At 65.0% G+C, this 20,220-nt stretch carries 19 protein-coding genes and 1 tRNA gene; 10 read left to right on the forward strand and 10 right to left on the reverse strand.

Translation table 11 applies throughout. The annotated features are described in order from the left end of the window. Nucleotides 1-57: 57 nt before the first annotated feature. A complete protein-coding gene (gene algR / locus ACNFBT_RS06585; RefSeq protein WP_416747612.1) occupies nt 58-804 on the reverse strand; it encodes an alginate biosynthesis regulator AlgR in 747 nt (248 codons plus the stop codon). Between the two features lie 4 nt (nt 805-808). Then, nucleotides 809-1,879: a sensor histidine kinase gene (locus tag ACNFBT_RS06590; RefSeq protein WP_416748296.1), complete on the reverse strand. Its 1,071-nt coding sequence runs from the start codon at nt 1,877-1,879 to the stop codon at nt 809-811. Nucleotides 1,880-2,109: 230 nt separating this feature from the next. On the opposite strand from ACNFBT_RS06590, the gene argH reads away from it, so the two are divergent. Beyond that, nucleotides 2,110-3,504 (forward strand): argininosuccinate lyase, encoded by a 1,395-nt coding sequence (argH, locus tag ACNFBT_RS06595; protein ID WP_416747614.1) that lies wholly within the window; start codon nt 2,110-2,112, stop codon nt 3,502-3,504. 37 nt (nt 3,505-3,541) lie between these two features. Here argH and ACNFBT_RS06600 read toward each other — a convergent pair whose 3' ends face one another. The 3 genes from ACNFBT_RS06600 to gabD form a co-directional block, all read right to left on the reverse strand. Next, nucleotides 3,542-4,738, reverse strand: coding sequence for an HDOD domain-containing protein (locus ACNFBT_RS06600; protein WP_416747616.1), 1,197 nt, complete (start codon nt 4,736-4,738; stop codon nt 3,542-3,544). 227 nt (nt 4,739-4,965) lie between these two features. Beyond that, complete coding sequence (gene gabT, locus ACNFBT_RS06605) at nt 4,966-6,246, reverse strand: 4-aminobutyrate--2-oxoglutarate transaminase (RefSeq protein ID WP_416747618.1); 1,281 nt, start codon at nt 6,244-6,246, stop codon at nt 4,966-4,968. A gap of 201 nt (nt 6,247-6,447) precedes the next feature. After that, nucleotides 6,448-7,899: an NADP-dependent succinate-semialdehyde dehydrogenase gene (gene gabD / locus ACNFBT_RS06610; protein WP_416747620.1), complete on the reverse strand. Its 1,452-nt coding sequence runs from the start codon at nt 7,897-7,899 to the stop codon at nt 6,448-6,450. A gap of 659 nt (nt 7,900-8,558) precedes the next feature. Between gabD and ACNFBT_RS06615 the strand changes: the two genes are divergently transcribed. Both ACNFBT_RS06615 and ACNFBT_RS06620 read left to right on the forward strand, forming a co-directional pair. Then, nucleotides 8,559-8,635, forward strand: a tRNA-Arg gene (locus ACNFBT_RS06615). Between the two features lie 200 nt (nt 8,636-8,835). Next, nucleotides 8,836-9,432 (forward strand): hypothetical protein, encoded by a 597-nt coding sequence (locus ACNFBT_RS06620; protein ID WP_416747622.1) that lies wholly within the window; start codon nt 8,836-8,838, stop codon nt 9,430-9,432. Nucleotides 9,433-9,435: 3 nt separating this feature from the next. On the opposite strand, the gene ACNFBT_RS06625 is transcribed toward ACNFBT_RS06620, so the two are convergent. Together ACNFBT_RS06625 and ACNFBT_RS06630 are read right to left on the reverse strand one after the other, a co-directional pair. Continuing rightward, nucleotides 9,436-10,167, reverse strand: a complete 732-nt coding sequence (locus ACNFBT_RS06625) for a hypothetical protein (RefSeq protein ID WP_416747624.1) — start codon at nt 10,165-10,167, stop codon at nt 9,436-9,438. A gap of 65 nt (nt 10,168-10,232) precedes the next feature. After that, nucleotides 10,233-10,412 carry a hypothetical protein gene (locus ACNFBT_RS06630; protein ID WP_416747625.1) on the reverse strand — a complete coding sequence of 60 codons (180 nt, stop codon included), beginning with the start codon at nt 10,410-10,412 and terminating at the stop codon, nt 10,233-10,235. A gap of 166 nt (nt 10,413-10,578) precedes the next feature. Here ACNFBT_RS06630 and ACNFBT_RS06635 point away from each other — a divergent pair, with 166 nt between their 5' ends. Next, the gene (locus ACNFBT_RS06635) at nt 10,579-11,013 is read left to right on the forward strand and encodes a CBS domain-containing protein (protein WP_416747627.1); all 435 of its coding nucleotides are present in this window, start codon (nt 10,579-10,581) and stop codon (nt 11,011-11,013) included. An 18-nt stretch (nt 11,014-11,031) separates the two neighbouring features. Here ACNFBT_RS06635 and ACNFBT_RS06640 read toward each other — a convergent pair whose 3' ends face one another. Continuing rightward, complete coding sequence (locus tag ACNFBT_RS06640) at nt 11,032-11,769, reverse strand: metallophosphoesterase (protein ID WP_416747629.1); 738 nt, start codon at nt 11,767-11,769, stop codon at nt 11,032-11,034. 59 nt (nt 11,770-11,828) lie between these two features. Further along, nucleotides 11,829-12,734, reverse strand: a complete 906-nt coding sequence (locus ACNFBT_RS06645) for a LysR family transcriptional regulator (RefSeq protein WP_416747632.1) — start codon at nt 12,732-12,734, stop codon at nt 11,829-11,831. Nucleotides 12,735-12,852: 118 nt separating this feature from the next. Here ACNFBT_RS06645 and ACNFBT_RS06650 point away from each other — a divergent pair, with 118 nt between their 5' ends. The 6 genes from ACNFBT_RS06650 (at nt 12,853) to ACNFBT_RS06675 (ending at nt 18,787) form a co-directional block, all read left to right on the forward strand. Next, a complete protein-coding gene (locus tag ACNFBT_RS06650) occupies nt 12,853-13,386 on the forward strand; it encodes an ester cyclase (RefSeq protein WP_416747634.1) in 534 nt (177 codons plus the stop codon). An 11-nt stretch (nt 13,387-13,397) separates the two neighbouring features. Beyond that, nucleotides 13,398-14,399 carry a polysaccharide deacetylase family protein gene (locus tag ACNFBT_RS06655; RefSeq protein WP_416747636.1) on the forward strand — a complete coding sequence of 334 codons (1,002 nt, stop codon included), beginning with the start codon at nt 13,398-13,400 and terminating at the stop codon, nt 14,397-14,399. Between the two features lie 307 nt (nt 14,400-14,706). Continuing rightward, nucleotides 14,707-16,932, forward strand: a complete 2,226-nt coding sequence (locus ACNFBT_RS06660; protein ID WP_416747638.1) for a TonB-dependent receptor — start codon at nt 14,707-14,709, stop codon at nt 16,930-16,932. Between the two features lie 14 nt (nt 16,933-16,946). After that, on the forward strand, nt 16,947-18,023 hold the full coding sequence (locus ACNFBT_RS06665) for a PhnD/SsuA/transferrin family substrate-binding protein (RefSeq protein ID WP_416747640.1): 1,077 nt from the start codon (nt 16,947-16,949) through the stop codon (nt 18,021-18,023). Nucleotides 18,024-18,221: 198 nt separating this feature from the next. Continuing rightward, nucleotides 18,222-18,446 (forward strand): type II toxin-antitoxin system HicA family toxin, encoded by a 225-nt coding sequence (locus tag ACNFBT_RS06670; protein ID WP_416747642.1) that lies wholly within the window; start codon nt 18,222-18,224, stop codon nt 18,444-18,446. Then, entirely contained in the window at nt 18,443-18,787 is a 345-nt protein-coding gene (locus ACNFBT_RS06675; RefSeq protein WP_416747644.1) for a type II toxin-antitoxin system HicB family antitoxin, read from the forward strand. Before ACNFBT_RS06670 ends, ACNFBT_RS06675 begins: the two co-directional genes overlap by 4 nt. A gap of 364 nt (nt 18,788-19,151) precedes the next feature. Here ACNFBT_RS06675 and ACNFBT_RS06680 read toward each other — a convergent pair whose 3' ends face one another. Then, complete coding sequence (locus tag ACNFBT_RS06680; RefSeq protein WP_416747646.1) at nt 19,152-19,883, reverse strand: class II aldolase/adducin family protein; 732 nt, start codon at nt 19,881-19,883, stop codon at nt 19,152-19,154. Between the last annotated feature and the right edge of the window lie 337 nt (nt 19,884-20,220).

Genomic DNA, 20,220 nt, shown 5'->3' on the forward strand with positions numbered 1-20,220 from the left:
GCGCGCAGAAACCCGGGCGGGGGGCCCAGGCTTCACGCGGAATGCGGCGTTGTGTCGCTAGAGGTTATGCATGAGTCGCCGTACACCCGCGACATGCCGACGGCTGACGGTCAGGGCGTCGCCATTGAGCCCCTTGAGGTAGAGCTGGAAGTGCCCCAGCGGGGTGCGCTGCAGACGCTCGATGCGCTCGCGGGAGACCAGTGCGTTGCGGTGGATGCGCACGAAGCGCTCGCCGAACTCGTCCTCCAGCGCCTTCAGCGGCTCGTCCAGCAGCACTTCGCCGGCCGCATGGCGCAGGGTCACGTACTTGTGGTCGGCGATGAAGAAGATCACGTCTTCCAGCGGGATCAGTTCGATACCCTTGCGGGTCCGCGCACTGATGTGGCTGCGCGGGCCGGGACCGCCGGCCGCCGGGGGCTTGGTCAGCGCCGCCAGCTGCACACGGTTGGGCCGCGAGGCCTTCTTCAGGGCCTCGGCAAGGTCTTCGCTGCGGACCGGTTTGACCAGGTAGCCGACCGCGCTGACCTGGAACGCCTCCAGGGCGAATTCGTCATGGGCGGTGCAGAAGATCACCGCCGGCGGGGCTTCACGCTCGCACAGCTTGGCGGCCACCTGAAGCCCGTCCAGGCCGGGCATGCGGATATCCAGCAGGACGATATCCGGCTTCAGGCTGTCGATCAGCGTCAGCGCTTCTTCACCATTGCTGGCAGAGGGCTCGAGGACGCGATAGCCGTCCATCTGCCCTACCAGCCGGGCCAGGCGCTCTCGCGCCAGGGGTTCGTCATCGACGATCAGGACATTCATAAGCTCAGGCTTCCTGCATGAGACGCGCACATGGATAGCGTAGACAGGTGTAGTGCCGTCCGTCACGGCGCTCGACGCTGAGACTAGCTTTTGGCCCGAAAAGTGCCGCAAGTCTCGCCGCAATATTTTGCAGCGCCTGCTTGGTCCCCTTCGTGGGCAACGTCTGCGTCGACTCGTCGTACGGGTTGCTCACGCAGAGCTGAAACACACCGTCACGGTAGTCCGCCTCAACCTTCACCAGCCCGCCTTCGATACGCGGTTGGATGCCATAAATCAACGAGTTCTCCAACAAGGGCTGCAACGTCAGTTGGGGAATCGGTACGCCATCGGGCACGTCCCCCACCTGCCAGTCCAGCTGCAAGCGATCGCCAAGACGAAACTGCTCAATGGAAAGATAGCGTCTGGCCAACTCGAGTTCCTCCCCCCAGGAAATTAATGTTCCCGGCTTGGCCAGGCTGGCGCGGAACAGGTCCGACAGATTCAGCACCGCCTGCTCGGCCTTGCCCGGGTCGAGCTCGATCAGACTGGCGATGCTGTTGAGGCTGTTGAACAGGAAATGCGGACGGATACGCGCCTGCAGCGACTCGATCCGCGCCCGCAATTCGGCCTGTTCCTGACGCCGCCATTGGCTCAGGAGATAAAAGTAGCGTAGCAACAGGGTCGACATGATGAGGGCGATCAACGCATGGCGCAGGTAAAGATTCACCTCGCCGGTGCGCGACATCGGCCCGCCCAGGGACAGATAGTCGGCCGCCGCCGTGCAGGCGAGGGTCAGGGCCACCACCAGCGCACAGCTGATCACCCCGGCGCGCCAGGCGGGCCAGCGCGCGAGCAGCGGGCGCAGCCGGCACAGGAGGCCGGCCGAAAGCAGTACGTTCCACTGCACGAAGAGCGAGATCAGCGACAGGCGCACCCAGTTGAAGCTGGGCGTCATCGGCTCGGCCAGCACGATCACCAGCACCAGCATCTCGGCCAGCACCACCAGGCTGAACAGCGCTTCGGGCTGGCACAGTTCGGGAATGAAGAAGTCGTCTTCGGGCGCCGGCCGGGCGCCGGTCTTAGCGAGTATGGGCATCGACGCAGTTTCCGTAAGCGTCCGCACGGCGGCAAGCGCGGCGTGCGTCCAGAGCCGGGAAATGTCGGGCAGCGCAAGGATCGGCCGGGGCTGCGCGGCGATTCCCAGCCACTCCCCCACCCCAACCGCCAAAGCGCCGTCGGTTTTGTGCTTCAGCCTGCTATTATCGTCGCACTTTGCCCTTCATGCAGGCCGCGCGCCGCGCCTGCCCGTTTCCGCGAGAGAGATCCATGAGCGTAGAGAAGACCAACCAGTCCTGGGGCGGCCGTTTCAGCGAGCCCGTCGATGCCTTTGTCGCCCGCTTCACCGCTTCCGTCGACTTCGACAAGCGCCTCTACCGCCACGACATCATGGGCTCCATCGCCCACGCCACCATGCTGGCCAAGGTCGGCGTGCTGACCGACGCCGAACGCGACACCATCATCGATGGCCTCAAGCAGATCCAGAGCGAAATCGAGGCCGGCAACTTCGACTGGCGCGTCGACCTGGAAGACGTGCACATGAACATCGAAGCGCGCCTGACCGACCGCATCGGCGTCACCGGCAAGAAACTGCACACCGGCCGTTCGCGCAACGACCAGGTGGCCACCGACATCCGCCTGTGGCTGCGCGACGAGATCGACCTGATCCTCGCCGAGATCACCCGCCTGCAACAGGGCCTGCTGGGCCTGGCGGACGCCGAAGCGGACACCATCATGCCCGGCTTCACCCACCTGCAGACCGCCCAGCCGGTGACCTTCGGCCACCACCTGCTGGCCTGGTTCGAAATGCTCAGCCGCGACTACGAGCGCCTGGTGGACTGTCGCAAGCGCGCCAACCGCATGCCCCTGGGCAGCGCCGCGCTGGCCGGCACCACCTACCCGATCGACCGGACCATCACCTGCGAACTGCTGGGGTTCGAAGCCATCTCCGGCAACTCGCTGGACGGCGTGTCGGACCGTGACTTCGCCATCGAATTCTGCGCCGCCGCCTCCGTGGCGATGATGCACCTGTCGCGCTTCTCCGAAGAGCTGGTGCTCTGGACCAGCGCCCAATTCCAGTTCATCGACCTGCCCGACCGCTTCTGCACCGGCTCCTCGATCATGCCGCAGAAGAAAAACCCCGACGTGCCCGAGCTGGTGCGCGGCAAGTCCGGCCGCGTATTCGGCCACCTCGCCGGCCTGCTGACCCTGATGAAGGGCCAGCCGCTGGCGTACAACAAGGACAACCAGGAAGACAAGGAGCCGCTGTTCGACGCGGCCGACACCCTGCGCGACAGCCTGCGCGCCTTCGCCGACATGGTTCCGGCGATCAAGCCCAAGCGCGAGATCATGCGCGAAGCGGCCCGCCGCGGCTTCTCCACCGCCACCGACCTGGCCGACTACCTGGTGCGCAAGGGCCTGCCCTTCCGCGACTGCCACGAAATCGTCGGCCATGCGGTGAAGTACGGCGTGGACAGCGGCAAGGACCTGGCCGAGATGAGCCTGGACGAGCTGCGCCAGTTCAGCGACCAGATCAGCGACGACGTGTTCGCCGTGCTGACCCTGGAAGGCTCGGTGAACGCCCGTGACCATATCGGCGGCACCGCGCCCAAGCAGGTTCGCGCCGCCGTGGTGCGTGGAAAGGAACTGCTCGCCTCGCGTTAAGTGTGACTGGCCGCGCCGGATGGCGCGGCCTTCTTCCTCAGCCTCTGCTCAGCAACCCCAGCTGCGCCGACTTCAGTTGCAGCATGCGCACCGCCTTGTGCTCTGCAAGCCCCGGCAGTTCAGCTTCCGGCAGGCGCGCCGCGCTGGCGGCCAGATGGACGATCAGCGCCTCGCGACTGAACACCCCGCTTTCGATGGCGTAGGCCGCCGCGATCAGGTTGCGTAGCTCCAGCGGCAGGCGCCAGCGGGTACGCAACGCGGAGCCAAAGCCGGCACCGTGCTCGGCCAATGCCGCATCCACTTCGCCCTCGCTGAGGGCTCCGCCGGCACTGCTCCAGTCCTGCAGGCTACGCAGCAACGCCAGGTCGCCCAGGCAATGCAGCAGGCCCGCCGTGAAGCAGCGGTCGGCATCCGCGCCCAGCGACTCCGCCAGCGCAAAGGCCGCATCGGCAGTGTGGCGCGAGAGCTGCCAGAAGCGCTCGGCGCGCTCCTTCAGCAACGGATCGTCCAGCGTGGCGGCACGCTGCAAGGCCACCGCCAGCATCAGGTTCAGGGCATGGGCCACACCCAGTCGCGACAGCGCCTGCAAGAGCGTCTGACAGGGCATGCCGACGTGCCGCGCGGCACTGTTGGCGGCGGATATCAGGCAGGCGGTGATCTGCGGATCATGGCCGAACTCCTGCTCGAGCATCTCCAGGTTGATGTCGCTGGCCTCCATGCAGCGGTTCACCGCCTTGCCGACCTCGCCCATCAGCGGCGCGCCATCGGTGGCGTCCCGCTCGGTCTGCAGGAAGCGCCCGAGCGACAGGCTCTGCTCCAGGGTCGGCACCTCGCAGACGACGTTCTCCCCCGGCGCCAGCAGCACCGCCCGCAGGCGCTCGCGCAGGTTCTCGGCGTTGTACGGCTTCACCAGATAGGCCGTCGGCGCCAACGGCAGCGCCGCGCGAACACTGGCGGCATCCGCCTTCGCGCTGATCAGGATGAAGGGCTGGGCCGCCGGGCCTCGGCGCCAGGCGCGAACCTGACGCAGCAGTTCCAGGCCGTCGCTGCCGGGCAACTCCTGCTCGGCCAGCACCAGGGCGAACGGCTGCCGCCGACAGGCGTCAATCGCCGCCAGCCCGTCCTCGCAGAACTCCACGCTGGCATCGCAGCGCACGCTGAGCACCAGTTGGCCCAGTAGTTCACGGCTCCAGGGATCGCTGGCCGCAACCAACACACCGGGAGATACGCTCATCGATCACCTCGTTCGAAACGGACGCCAAGCACCGGCACGAACAACCGATCCAGAGCGATCCCTGCCGGTCTGCGCTTCCTCGGGTGCCGCCAGCCCAAGGCTTACGGAATAGTGCGCAGCGTAGTCTAAAGCCTAGGCGCTTTCCCATGAGCGTCGTCAAATTCGGGCGCAAAAAAAAGGCCCGCTTTCGCGGGCCTTTTTCGTTACAGCGGCTAAACCGTCAAGGCTCAGGCCAGCTCGTCGAAGCACTCGGCCAGGATGGCCAGGCCCTTGTCCAGCTGGGCGTCCGGGATGGTTACCGGCATCAGGAAGCGAATGACGTTGTAGTAGGTGCCGCAGGAGAGCAGGATCAGACCTTTCTCACGGGCACGAACCACGATCTTGCTGACCAGCTCGGCAGCCGGCTTGTTGTGGTCGCCGCCTTCGAACAGCTCGATGGCAACCATCGAACCCAGGCCACGAACGTCGCCGATCACCTTGTGCTTGGCCTGGATTTCGCGCAGACCGGCCTTCAGACGCTCGCCGACAGCCTGCGAACGCTCCAGCAGTTTCTCCTCTTCGAAGACCTTCAGCACGGCCAGGGCCGCGGCGCAGGCGATCGGGCTGCCGGCGTAGGTGCCGCCCAGGCCGCCGGGAGCGATGGCGTCCATGATTTCGGCCTTGCCGGAAACGCCGGAGATCGGGAAACCGCCGCCAACGGACTTGGCGAAGGTGGTCAGGTCCGGAACGATGCCCAGTTGCTCGGTGGCGAAGAAGGTGCCAGTACGGCCAGCGCCGGTCTGTACTTCGTCAGCGATCAGCAGGATGCCGTGCTCGTCACACAGGGCGCGCAGGCGCTGCATGAAGGGCTTGGAGTTGACGTAGAAGCCACCCTCGCCCTGAACCGGCTCGATGATGATGGCGGCGATGTCGCGCGGCTGAGCGTCATTCTTGAAGATGCGCTCGATGCTGGCGATCGACTCGTCTTCGCTCACGCCGTGCAGTTCGCACGGAGCCAGGGCGCGGAAGATGCCGCCCGGCATCAGGCCCATGCCAGCGGAGTACGGAACGACCTTGCCGGTCAGGCCCAGGGTCATCATGGTACGGCCGTGGTAGGCGCCGGTGAAGGCGATCACGCCAGCGCGGCCGGTGGCGGCACGGGCGATCTTGACGGCGTTCTCAACGGCTTCGGAGCCGGAGGTGACCAGCAGGGTCTTCTTCGGGAAGTTGCCCGGAACGCGCTTGGCGATCTCTTCGGCCAGCTCGATGTAGGGCTCGTACGCCAGCACCTGGAAGCAGGTGTGGGACAGTTTGGTCAGTTGCTCCTGAACGGCGGCAACCACTTTCGGGTGCAGGTGGCCGGTGTTCAGTACGGCAATGCCGCCGGCGAAGTCGATGTACTCACGACCTTCGACGTCCCACACGGTGGAGTTCTCGGCGCGCTCGGCGACGACCGGGTGGATCTGGCCTACACCGCGCGGTACGGCGGCCTGACGACGTTGCAGCAGGGATTCGTTGGTTTTGCTCATAGCTTCCTCAGTGGCCGCTCATCGGGCGACCGGATCAAAGGATGAAAGCGGGGAGAAGCCACGCACGACAGCATACGATGATCGACTGTCGTGGCACTTGCGGCCCGCCGGACGGGTTGTCCGGTGCTACCACCGGAAAACGCCGACGCGAAGGTGGCTGTCAGCTCTTGCCTGCCACCCGCGCGCCCACGGAAAAACGGATCAGATACCGCCGAGGCAGAGGTACTTGATCTCGAGGTAATCCTCGATGCCGTACTTCGAACCTTCGCGGCCCAGGCCCGAAGCCTTGATACCGCCGAACGGCGACACTTCGTTGGAGATCAGGCCGGTGTTGATGCCCACCATGCCGTATTCCAGCTGCTCGGCCACGCGGAACACGCGGGCCAGGTCACGGGCGTAGAAGTAGGAAGCCAGGCCGAACTCGGTGTCGTTGGACATGGCGATGACTTCAGCCTCGTCCTTGAAGCGGAACACCGGCGCCAGCGGGCCGAAGGTTTCGTCCTTGGACACCAGGGCGTTCTTCGGTACGTCGACCAGGATGGTCGGCTCGAAGAAGGTGCCACCCAGGGCGTGCGGCTTGCCGCCGGCGAGAACCTTGGCGCCCTTGGAGACGGCGTCGGCGATGTGCTCTTCGACCTTGGCCACGGCCTTGGAATCGATCAGCGGACCGGTGGTGATGCCCTGCTCCAGACCGTTGCCGATGTTCAGCTTGGCCACGGCGACCTTCAGCTTCTCGACGAAGGCATCGTACACGCCGTCCTGCACGTACAGGCGGTTGGCGCAGACGCAGGTCTGGCCGTTGTTGCGGTACTTGGAGATCAGCGCGCCTTCGACGGCGGCGTCCAGGTCGGCATCGTCGAACACGATGAACGGAGCGTTGCCGCCCAGTTCCAGGGACACTTTCTTGATGTCCTTGGCGCATTCGGCCATCAGCTGGCGACCGATTTCGGTGGAGCCGGTGAAGGTCAGCTTGCGCACGATCGGGTTGCTGGTCAGCTCACCGCCGACTTCGCCGGCGCTGCCGGTGACGACGCTGAACACGCCCTTCGGAATGCCGGCGCGCTCGGCCAGCTCAGCCAGGGCCAGGGCGGAGTACGGGGTCTGCGAAGCAGGCTTGAGCACCATGGTGCAACCGGCGGCCAGGGCCGGGCCGGCTTTACGGGTGATCATCGCGGACGGGAAGTTCCACGGAGTGATGGCCGCGGTCACGCCGATCGGCTGCTTGATCACGATGATGCGCTTGTCGGGCTGGTGGCCCGGGATGGTGTCGCCGTAGATGCGCTTGGCTTCTTCGCCGAACCACTCGAGGAAGGAGGCGGCGTAGGCGATCTCGCCCTTGGCTTCGGCCAGCGGCTTGCCCTGCTCGATGGTCATCAGGCGAGCCAGGTCGTCCTGGTTCTCGATCATCAGGTCGAACCACTTGCGCAGCTTGTTGGCACGCTCTTTCGCGGTCAGCGCACGCCAGGCCGGCAGGGCCTTGTCGGCGGCTTCGATGGCGCGACGGGTCTCGGCAGCGCCCATCTTCGGCACGGTGCCAATGGTCTCGTTGGTGGCCGGGTTGTTCACCTTGATGGTCTGGCCGTTGTCGGCGTCGACCCAGGAACCGTCGATGTAAGCCTGTTGGCGGAACAGCTTGGCATCTTTGAGTTGCATGACCTGTCTCCTTTCGAGGAAAGCCTTTGGACGGCGGGTCTACTTCGAGTCCCCACCTGTCTTGTTGTCTGGAATGGAGAGACCGCAGTCCCTACCGTTCATTCGCCCCGACCGACCCATGTCGGTGCCAGAGGCGACGGTCGCCACTGCAAGGGGCGACGCCAGGCGAACGGCTCTTAGTTCGCTCGGCACGCGGACACGAAAAAACACAGGCCGGGGTCATTGCCCGGTCTGGTCCAGCTCGCTCACGCACGGATTCCTGGATTGAATCCAAGAAGACGTCTGCCCTACAACCTTCCGGTACGCTGATCGACGGAAGCCGCACAGGGACCTGCTGTCATTGAAGACAAGCGGTTGGCACAACGGAAGAATGTCATCCCGCAGGCTGTTGGCCGGCTGGTGTGATGCCAATTCTCCGGTCTCCTGTTGTTGTGATGGGGAGGCGTTTGAAATCTCAAACGAATCCTAGGGCCCTCGACTGCAAAGGGCAAGAGCTTGTTCGACAAAACCAACGAAGGTATCAGATGGCAGAGCCTTTTCGGAGCATTTCGACCGACAGACGGCGCTTTTCGTTCGATATCATGAACGAGCGTACTGCTATTGGACGCCCAAGCCCGAGATGCGTATGATTGCCGCCTGCCGCGCCAGGCGCGGCATACGCATCCGTAGCTCAGCTGGATAGAGTACTGCCCTCCGAAGGCAGGGGTCGTGGGTTCGAATCCCGCCGGATGCGCCATCTACCTGTTTCGAGCTGTCTCAGACAGTCTGCGAAACCGCCTGAAAAGCCCGTCTTGTGCGGGCTTTCCTGTTTTTGCCTTATGCGTTTCTCTTGGCGGGCTCTGCCGCCGCGACAGGCCTCGATCCCCTACGATTCCACTTCGCCATCAAAGGCTGTATAAGCCTGCTGCCATCGCGCGCGAAAAGGATAAACCGCCAATGCTTCGGTCCTTGATGCCAGCCCTGCTCCTGGCCCTTGCCGGCTGTGCCACCAAGCCTCCTGCCCATCCCGAGAACCTCTGCGAGATCTTTCGCGAAAAGCCGGAATGGCACGAAGCGGTGCTGAAGATGCAGAAGCGCTGGGGAGCGCCGATCCAGGTGCCGATGGCGATGATGTACCAGGAGTCCTCCTTCAAACACGACGCCCTGCCGCCCCGCTACTACTTCCTCGGTTTCATTCCGTGGGGCCGGGTCAGCTCCGCCTACGGTTACGCCCAAGCCAAGGACGAGACCTGGGCGGACTACAAGAAGGATGCCGGCGACTGGGGCGCCGACCGCGACGACTTCGCCGACGCGCTGGATTTCATGGGCTGGTACATGCAGAAAACCTACAGCGTCAACCGCGTATCCAAGTGGGACGCCTACGCCCAGTACCTGAACTATCACGAGGGCTGGGGCGGCTATCGTAATCGCAGTTACGACGCCAAGCCGTGGCTGAAGACGGTGTCACAGAAGGTCCAGGCCCGCGCCTCGCTGTACAGCGCCCAGTACAAGAGCTGTGAACAGGAACTGTCGAACGGCGGCTGGTTCTGGTAGCCGTCAGCGCCCCATGATCCGCCGGTACTCGTCCCGATACTCCTCGTAAGGCAGGTTGCGCTGCTGCAGATCGAGAATCTGTTGCTCCTGGCTCGTCGGCGGGGCGGCGTGGGCGACGGTTTCGACCGCAGTGGGGGAGACAGGAGAGGGGACGCTCCGTTGCGGAGATACCGGGGCTGCGGGAGTCGTGGGTGACGGCAGTGGACGGGAAGGACGGGCGACCAGCAGAGCGCCGGTGATTTCCTCGACGATCTGCTCGGACACCGCATTCAGTTGCGCCGACCCCATCGAGGCGAACAGGTCGCCGGTGGATTCGGCTTCGCTGTCATAGCGGCGCGAGGCGAGCAACTGGCCGGTGAGGCCGTCGTGGTAGCGCACGGTGGAAGTGACCCACTCGCCGTCGTCGGCGCGCGGGCGGTTGTTGGCGCTGTGGCCGGCTCCGACTTCGATCACCACCAGGGTAGACAGGGTTTCCGTGGCGCGGGGCTCGCCTTCCTGGACCGAGAATTGATAGTCCGCCGAATCCGCCTCTTCACGCAGCGCCTCGCGCCAGCCGCTCATCAGCGTTTTCCAGCGCGGGTTGGCGGCCACCTGGGCGTCGGGCTGGAAGTTCACCACCAGGTTGTGGCGGGTATCGCGGTACAGGGAAATGGGGGCGCCGCGCTCGTCGGTTTGGACCGAGGAGGAGCAGCCGCCCAGCAGGGCAAGGCTCAGGACGATGGGGAGGTAGCGCATGGTGGTCCCTCTTCTGATCAGGGGCATTCTGCCAGCACTTCATGGCGCAATGAAACCGTCTGGAATCAGTCCTCCAGCCAATCGTCCTCATCGTCCAGACCAGAGTGGTATTCCTCCGGCTCATCGTCATCCGGATGGTCGTCGAAATACGCCGCGTCCGCGTCCAGCAGGCTGTCGAGATCGTCGTCGAGGTCGAGCAGGTGGTCGTGTTCGGGCTCGGGGAGGTCGCGGTCGTCGTCAGTCATGGCCGATCAGCAAAGCAGGAGTGGAAGGACAGTATAAATCGCGTCGCCGGAGCATGACGCATTCAATCCTGTCCGCGCCGCTTTCCGACCTTGCCGGATCGCCATCTGTCCACGATTCTCTATGAACCTCAGGCATCGCGCCGCGAGACGACGAAAGGGGGCAGGAATGAAGAATGTGGCTCAGCTGTTGAACGCCAAGGCGGACCAGCAGGTTTACACCATTGGCCCGGACGCGCTGGTGATCGACGCATTGCGCCTGATGGCGGAGAAGAACCTCGGCGGCTTGCCGGTGGTGGAGGCCAACCAGGTGGTTGGTTTCTTCAGCGAGCGCGACTACGCGCGGCGCCTGGCGCTGAAGGGACGTTCGTCGGACGACACGCCGATCCGCGCGGTAATGACGTCGCCGGTGGTCACCGTTGACAGCCATCTGAACATCGACAAGTGCATGAGCATCATGACCGAGCGCCACCTGCGCCACCTGCCGGTGGTGGAGAACGGCGAGCTGCTGGGCCTGCTGTCGATCGGCGACCTGGTGAAGGCGGCCATCGCCGAACAGGCCGACCTGATCCGCCAGCTGGAGCAGTACATCCGCGGCGAGTAAGCGTACGCCGGCGGCCGCTCAATGCGCGGTCGCCGTTTCCACCTTCCCGCTGTACATGTCCACCAGGCTCAGGACACCATCGGCGTAGCCGCTGCCGGTGTCGATGTAGTGCGTGTTGCCCAGCCGGCGCACCCGGGCCTGCGCGGTATGGCCGACGTACAGGCGCTCAAGGCCCGGCACCCGCGTATCGTCCTCGTCCTCGATGCGCGTGCGCGCCCACATCGCCAGTGCCGCCGCGCTGCGCCGGGCGGCGGCGCCCATTTCTCCCGCCAGCGCGGCCATGCCGCCGTCCCAGTCCGGGAAGGCGGGCGAGATGGGCGGTTCGGCGTGGATGATGCCGACGCGCCGGCCCTCGCCGATTTCCACTTCGATGGCCAACGGCAGGTGCTGCAGGCGCCGGGCGATGCGCTCGCGCTCGTCCTGCGGCAACAGGTAGAGCCAGACGCCGCCATTGCGGAAGTGCAGGTCGCGGTCATCGCCGGCCAGCACCGAGTCGATCACCAGTTGCTCATGGTTGCCGCGCACCGAGGCGAACCAGGGGTGCTCCAGCCACTCCAGCACCCGCGGCGAATAGGGCCCGCGATCCACCAGATCGCCGGCGGCGAACAGGCGGTCGGCGGCGCTATCGAACGCTACCCGCTCCAGCAGGCGTTCGAGCAGTTCGAAATGGCCGTGCACATCTCCCACCACGAAATCGCGTCCGCGCAGGTTGCGCGCGAAGCGTTGCAGGGGGCGTTCCGGCAGGAGGGTGTTCATTGCCAACTCCAGGTCGTGCGTGAACTCACTTTACCAGCAGCAAGCCCGCTCCAGAGCTGTTACGACGAAAGTTCCGGCATCTGGCCCAGCTGTTCGCGAAGAAACTCGACGAACGCACGAACCCTGGGCGGTACATGCCGGGCATGGGGGTAGAGTGCATGCAACGGCGCGCTGGGCACGCGGTAATCCGGCAACACGCGTCGCAGGCGTCCGGCGGCGATGTCCTCGCCCACGTCCCAGATCGATTTCAAGGCGATGCCGCCAGCGGCGAGCAGCCATGCATGCACGGCACCGCCATCATTGCTCAACAGGCTGGCCTGCACCCGCACGGCGATGCGCTCACCATCGGCGGCAACGAATCGCCACTCGCTGCGTGGCTGTTCCCCGTTGACGATACAGCGATGACGCAGCAGGTCGGCCGGGTGCGCCGGTTCGCCATGCGCATCCAGGTACGCAGGCGCCGCGCAAAGTACACGGTAGTTGTCCGCCAATGGCCGCGCGATCAGCGACGAGTCCTCCAGCGCACCGACCCGCACGGCCATGTCCAGCCCGCCTTCGAGCAGGTCGATCAGGCTGTCGCTCAGCTCCAGCCGCACCGACAATTGCGGATGAAGCTGCTGGAATCGCGCCAGCAGTGGTGCGATCCAGCGTCGACCGAAGTCGATCGGTGCGGTCAGGCGCAACAGGCCATCGATACTCTCGCGCCGGCGCGAGATCAGTGCGTTCGCCGCATCCACCTCCGCCAGGATACGCAGCACCTGGGTATGGAACAGCTCTCCCTCCTCGGTCAACGCCTGTCTCCGTGTGGTGCGCTGCAACAGGCGCACACCCAGGCTGCCCTCCAGTTGAGCCAGGCGCTTGCTGATCACCGCCAGGGACACGTCCAGCTCGCGCGCCGCGGCGGACAAGCTTCCGGCGCTGACGATACGGTCGAAGGCCACGAGATTGACGAGGTTATCGATCATTCGACCAACTCTTCACGAAATAGAAAGAATGTATCGACGTATCTAGCGTATTTCCTTCGAAACCCGCAACAGAGAATGACGGCTACCGCGCCTCGAAGCGCCCTGACCGGAGTTCGCCATGCCTCATCTTCGCCCCTTGCTTGCCACCCTCGCCCTGTTCGCCGCCGGCTCGGCCATCGCCGCCAGCCCTCCCCTGCTGGAGCCCGGGCAACTGATTGCCGACGCATCGCTGCCCAAGTCCCGGCTCGACGCCCAGATCCTCGCCGCACGCCGCTACGCCACGTTCTGGGACAGCGGCGACCCTGCACTCGCTCATCAGGCGTTGGCCGAGAGCTTCACCGACCGCACCCTGCCCGCCGGTCGGCCACAAGGGATCGAGGGACCGCTGAAGGCCTCGGCCATGATGAAAGCCGCGTTCCCCGACCTGCACTGCCGTATCGAGCAGATGCTGGTGACGGGCGATCGCGTGGTCCTGCACCTGCGCTTCAGCGGCCGCTTCACCGGCCCCTTCCTTGGCCGCCAGGGCACGGGACAGGCCGTGGACTTCATCGCTACCGACATCTATCGCATTGCTGACGGCCGCATCACCGACAACTGGCACATCGAAGACAACCTCAGCCTGCTGCGCCAGCTCGGCGTGGTTTCGAACTGACGGAGGCCATGATGAGCACTGAGCAGAACGGCCTCGGCCGCCGTAGCTTCATCACCCAGGTCGGCGCTGGCGTCGGCGTCATCGCCGCCGGCATGGCACTGGGTGCAGGCTCGGCCGGCGCGGCGACGCCATCCCGGAACAGCCAAGCCACCACCAACGAACGCTTCTGGCCCGGCGGCATCCGCCTGGTCATCTCCATCTCCATGCAGTTCGAAGCGGGTGGCCAGCCGCTCAAGGGCACCGACAGCCCGTTCCCCCGCGTGGACTTCCCCGACAGCGTACCCGCCGACGCCGCCGCCAACAGCTGGTTCGCCTATGGCTACCGCGAAGGCATCCCGCGCATGCTCGACCTCTGGGACCGCCACGGGATCAAGGTGACCTCGCACATGATCGGCGAAGCCGTTCGACACAGCCCCGACCTGGCGCGGGAAATCGTCCGGCGTGGGCACGAGGCCGCCGCCCATGGTCCGCGCTGGAGCTCCCAGTACGCGATGAGCCGCGACGAGGAGCGCGCCTTCCTCATCGCCGCCCGCGACATGGTGGAGGAAGTCACCGGCCAGCGCCCCCAGGGCTACAACTGCAACTGGCTGCGACGCGGGCCCAATACCCTGCCGCTGCTGCAGGAGTTGGGTTACCGCTATCACATCGACGACCTCAGCCGCGACGAGCCATTCATCGAGCCGGTGAACGGCCGGGACTTCGCGGTAGTGCCCTACACCCTGCGCAACAACGACATCCTGCTGGTGGAGGGACGCAACTACTCGCCCAGCCAGTTCCTCGAACAGATCAAGCTGGAATTCGATCAGCTCTATGAAGAAGCCGGTAGCCGGCGGCGGATGATGTCCCTCAGCGCCCATGACCGCATCAGCGGTACGCCACAGATGGTTCGCGCCTGGGACGCCTTCCTGGAGTACGCGAAACGCCATCCGGGCGTTGCCTTCCTGCGCAAGGACGAGATTGCCCACATCACGCTGGAGAGCCCGCAGAGCCTGCGCGAAAGCGAGGTCATCTGAGCCACCGCCCTGCGCGGTCCGCGCAGGGTCTTTCCCATGCTGCCGCGCTGCTGCCCAGGAAGCGACAGGTCAGCATGGGCTGCTTCCCCAGCAGCAGCACATCCCCAATCGAAATAAAAAATCCTTTCATATCAAAATCTTGCGAGAGACCAACAAAGCGGTACGAATGTTGCGATACCCCCTGCAAGCCAATCGGCCTTATCACGCGTGAGCCAGCACAAGAGCAACGCAATAACAGCTTGATGCCTTGCGGCGACGACCGAGCACCACAGAGCCGGCCGTCCTTTCGCCGCCCCTTGGGGACACCATGTTCAAACGCAGTACCCTTTCCCTCGCCATCGTCCTGAGTCTGGGGGGACTCGCCAGCCAGAACGCCGCGGCGGACGACAGCGACACCCAGCAGAACAACGACACCAGCGCCGCGCCCACCCTGGGCAAGGTGGTGGTCACCGCGCAGAAGCGCGAGGAGTCGGTGCAGGAAGTGCCGGCGCCGATCACCGTGCTCAGCGGCGAGAAGATCCGCGACGCCTCGCTGCAATCGGCCAATGAAGTGACCCGCTACACGCCCAACGCCTCGGCGGGCACCACCGACGGCCACGGCCGCCCGCGCTGGTGGATTCGCGGCCTGGGTACAGGCGACCAGGGCGCCAACACCGTCAGCCCGATCGGTATCTACGTCGACGACGTGTACATCGCCAACATCAGCGCCACGGGCTTCCCGCTGTTCGACCAGGAGCGCGTGGAAGTGCTGCGCGGCCCGCAGGGCACACTGTGGGGCAAGAACACCACGGGCGGTGCGATCAACTTCATCTCGCGCAAGCCGACCTTCAGCCCCGAGGGCTATTTCAAGGTCGACATGGGCAACTACGCCAACCGCATCGTCGAGGGCGCGGTGAGCGACGCGCTGGTGGATGACAAGCTGGCCGGCCGCCTGTCCTTCCACCACCAGGGGCGCGACGGCTACACCGAGAACATCAACGACAACGACGACCAGGGCGCGCTGGAAGACGACGCCGTGCGCCTGCAGTTCGCCGCGCGGATCAACGACGACCTCGACGCCAACCTCAACCTGCACGCCCGCAGCTACCACGACACCGCCAGCTACAACACCGTCAGCTACGGCACCCGGCCCAACGGCACCAACCAGTTCGGCTATTCCATCGACCCGAAGCTGGGCAAGGCCAACTTCAACGCCAAGTACCAGGCCGAGATCGACCAACTGGGCAGCAACCTCAACCTGGTCTGGCAGCTGGGCGACCTGGAGCTGACTTCCATCACCGCCTTCGAGCACTTCACCCGCGACGGCTGGACCGACAGCGACAACACCCCGCTGGAACTGCAGCGCAGCTACGCCTATGCCGACAGCCAGCAGTACTCCCAGGAGTTTCGCCTGGCCTCGCCGCGCACCGACCGGCTGAACTGGGTGCTGGGCTTCCACTACTTCAACGAGGACCTGCAGGCGGAAAGCGTCAACGCGGCGCTGACCAACCCCTACATTCCGCGCTCCTACAACAACGTCAGCTATGACCAGCAGACCGAGAGCTATGCCGTCTTCGGCAGCACCACCTACAACTTCACCGACGACTTCAGCCTCACCGCCGGCCTGCGCTGGACCCGCGAAACCAAGGACATCGACCTGCTGCGCCTGCAGAACCGCGGCCCCGCGCGCTTCGGCAATGGCGACTGGTGGAAGCAGGACAACGTCCTCTCGCAACTGGTCGCCAACGCCAGCCAGGACGAGAGCAACACCTGGAGCGACTACAGCTGGGACCTGACCCCGGAATACCGCATCTCCGACAACGCCCGCGCCTACTTCCGCTATGCCCGGGGCTTCCGTTCCGGCGGCTACAACACCGGCGTGACCAGCCAGGCCACCGTCGCCACGGTGGACCCGGAATACCTCACCTCCTACGAGCTGGGCCTGAAGTCGGAATGGTTCGACGGCCGCCTGAACGCCAACACCAGCCTGTTCTACTACGACTACGAGGACATCCAGCTCAACATCGTCACCGCGGTGAACAACCAGACCGTCTCGCGCCTGGCCAACGGCGCGCAGGGCGAGGCCTACGGCGCCGAATTCGAACTGGAAGCCATCCCGCTGCAGAACCTGCACGTCAACTTCGGCCTGGGCCTCTTGCACACCGAATTCACCGACTACACCTCGGGCAAGGACGACTACTCCGGCAACAACTTCGTCCGTGCGCCCAACGTCTCGGCCGTGCTCGGCGCCGACTACCGCATCCCGCTGAACGTCGGCGGCGCGGTGATCCTCGGCACCGACTGGAACACCCGCAGCCGCCAGTACTTCTTCACCAACGACCAGAGCGCCAACATGCGTTCCGGCGGCTACACCCTGGGCAACGCACGGGTGACCTACGAGCTGCCGGGCGAAACCACCCGCGTCACCGCCTACGTGAACAACCTGACCGACAAGGAATACCGCAACCACACCCTGCCGGGCGGCTTCCAGACCGCCGCCGTGATGTTCGGCGACCCGCGCACCTTCGGCGTCTCGGTCACCACCGACTTCTGAGCGAGGTAACGACCATGTCCCTGATCCATCGCACGCTGCGCCGGCTGCTGCCGGCCGCCGCCCTGCTGCTCGCAGGCCACGCCCCGGCCGCCGAGCAGCCGACCACCCTGCGTATCGCCACTGTGGCCTACGCCAACGCAGGGCAGATCACCTTCAACGGCCCGGCCTACGTCATCTACCGCGACAAGTGGCTGGAGCAGCAACTGGCCCAGCGCAACATCAAGCTGGAATGGGTGCCCGCCGCCACCGCCTCGGTGGGCACCTTCGTCAACGAGGAGTTCGCCAACAAGCGCATCGACTTCGCCTTCTACGGCGACCTGCCGTCGATCATCGCCAACGCCTCGGGCGTGCAGACCCAGCTGATCGTCCCCGGCGGCATCGGCAACAATGTCTACCTCGTGGTGCCGCCGGGCTCGACGGCGAAATCCATCGCCGACCTCAAGGGCAAGCGTATCGCCCTGCACCGAGGCCGGCCGTGGGAGCTGTCGTTCGCCAAGCTGCTGGAAGCCAACCAGCTGCGTTTCGAAGACTTCCGCATCTTCAACCTCAACCCCCAGGCCGGCGCCGCCGCCCTGAGCGCCGGGCGGGTGGATGCCTTTTTCACCCTGAGCGACGCCTTCCAGCTGGAGGACAAGCAGGTCGGCCGTATCATCTGGTCGAGCAAGCAGGCCCCGGCGGACTGGAAGATGCGCGCCGAAGTCTGGGGCGCGCGGGACTTCGTCAAGGAGCGCCCGGACCTCACCCAGCTGGTGGTGGACGCCTACCTGAAAGCCGCGTGGTGGGTCTCCCAGGACGCCAACCAGGCGGCCTACCAGGAAGCCCAGGCGCGCTCCGGGGTGCCGCTGAGCGTGCTGCAGCGCGAGGTGGCTGGCGAGCCCTGGTCGGCGCACTTCTCGCCGATCTACGACGAGGCCCTGCGCAAGCATTACAACGATGGGATTGCCTACAGCCTGAAGGCGAAGCTGATCCGAGGGGAGGTGAAGGTGGAGGATCTGCTGGAACCGAAGTTCGTCGAGCAGGGGCTGAAGAGCCTGCAGCTGGAGAGTTTCTGGCAGCACAGCGCCGGTCCTTCGGTCGCCGCCAAGCCTTGACCTGAAGCGTAGGAGCGGACTCTGTCCGCGATAGATTACCGGCTGCTCGGAGCTGGCCTGTTGCAAATCGCGGACGGAGTCCGCTCCTACGGGATGACCCGACGTTTCGGTCCAAATCTACGCAGGCGGCGGACAGGAAATGCTATCATTCAGCGATAGCATTTATTGATGCAGAACCGCCGCCGAAAGACCCTCGCCATGATCTTCCGCACGCCAACCAGTGCGGGGATTGTGTTTGCCGACATCGAGGCCCTGATCCTACATCTGGGCGGCATCGTGGAGGAACGTGAAGGGTCGAGAGTGAAGCTGGTTCTGCAGGGTCAGACCTGGCGCTGCCATCGCCCACATCCGGGCAAGGAAGCCAAGCGCTACCAGGTCGAAGAAGCCCGTGAATTCCTGCGCCGGGCTGGAGTGGAAGCATGAACAGCATGTCCTACAAGGGCTACACCGCCCGCATCGAATTCGACGACCGTGACGATCTCTTCGTCGGCCGGCTGCTGGGCGTGCATGACATCATCAGCTTCCACGCCGACAGTGTCGGCGGCCTGCACAATGCCCTGCAGGAGGCGGTCGAAGACTACCTCGCCGATTGCGCCGAGCGCGGTGTGGAACCGGAGAAGCCTGCCTCCGGAAAGATCATGCTGCGCATCCGGCCGGAAGTGCACGCCGCCGCCGCGATTGCCGCAAAGGCTTCCGGCAAGAGCCTGAATCAATGGGCAGAGAATGTCTTCGAGCGCGCCGCGCGCAGACGCAGCGGCGGTTGAGCGTAACCCTGTAGGAGCAACTGTCTACTTCTGGACAGTCTGTGCCTGCGTTTTCCCCCTCACCCCAGCCCTCTCCCCCTGGAGAGGGAGCTGTCCGTGCCGGCTGAGACCGAGATTTCCTCCTGCGCCGAACGGTCCCCTCTCCCCCTGGGAGAGGGTTAGGGTGAGGGCCGCCCCGAGTGCAGGTGTATCTCGTAGGAGCGGACCTTGTCCGCGAAATCCCGACCCGGGCAAGCCGGATTTGCCGGCAGGAAGCGAACCTCTTCGCGGACAAGGGCTGGGCGCCCCCGTCGCTCCTACGAAAGCCGCACCTCGCCCATGAAAAAGCCCTCGCAAGAGGGCTTTTTCGTTTCTCAGGAACGGCTCAAGCCGCCACTTCCAGCAGCTTCTGCCCCTGCTCCCAGAGGCCGGTCATCTTCCATTGCTGCTCCAGCACGCCGGGGCCGAACTCCTGGGAGCCGCCCAGACCTTCGGCGAGGCCCTGGAAGTAGGCGCCTTCCTCGATCAGCAGGATCAGCTTGGAGGCCTTGATCAGGTCCTCGCCCCAGAAGGTCGCGCCGCCGTTGGCTTCGAGGATGGCCGGGGTATGCGGGTTCTCGGCGATCTTGTCGAGGATGAACAGCGGCTCTGGCTGGCGACGGTCGATGTAGATCGGCAGTTCGCGGGCCAGGGTCACGCGCTGGGAGGCGGCGTAGCGGATCGGCAGCACGCGGTGGGCGCTGGCCCAGCCGCCGAGGTAGGGCGTGTGGACGTGGATCACCACGTTGATTTCCGGACGCGCCTGGAAGATCGCCGCATAACGCTTGCCGTTGCCACCCGCGCCACGGCCGCTGAGCGGGGTCGCGCCCGCGATGGATTCGTCGAGGATCACCTCGCCGTCGTAGGTGGCGATCACCGCGCGGATTTCCTGGTCGTCGGCCCAGGGATTAGGCGCATGGACGGCGATCACCTGGTCGCTGTCCGGCACGCGCACGTAGGCCTGGTAGGTGTTGGTGGCGGTGAGGGTGCGGCTTTCCTTGAGCACGCGGAAGGCCTTGGCGAAGTCGCGGCGGACCTGTTCGAGCTGGCTGGCGAGTTTCGGGTCGTGGGTGGACATGGAATGCCTCCTGGCAGTCGGGGATGAATGAACCGCATGGCGGTGTCCCACTGACAGAGCAGGACTTGTGCCACTCAAAAATATCCATACAAATCAATCAATTACGAATCACAAAGCGAACAGAAAGCCACCAAAGGCCCGATCACCGCCGAAATTGCTGCCCGCCCAGCATCCCCTGCTGCCCCACTGCTGCTGTACAGACAAACGCCCTGCTGCCGCAGCAGCACACCACCCTGAAAGCCCCGCCACGCCTGGCCTGCAGCCTTTGGGCACAGCCCTTGCTCAAGACCTTGTACGAGCAGCACGACGCTGCCCCCGCAAAGCAAAGGAGCAAGGC

The organism is Pseudomonas sp. NY15181, from assembly GCF_048068055.1.
GTDB lineage: Bacteria > Pseudomonadota > Gammaproteobacteria > Pseudomonadales > Pseudomonadaceae > Pseudomonas.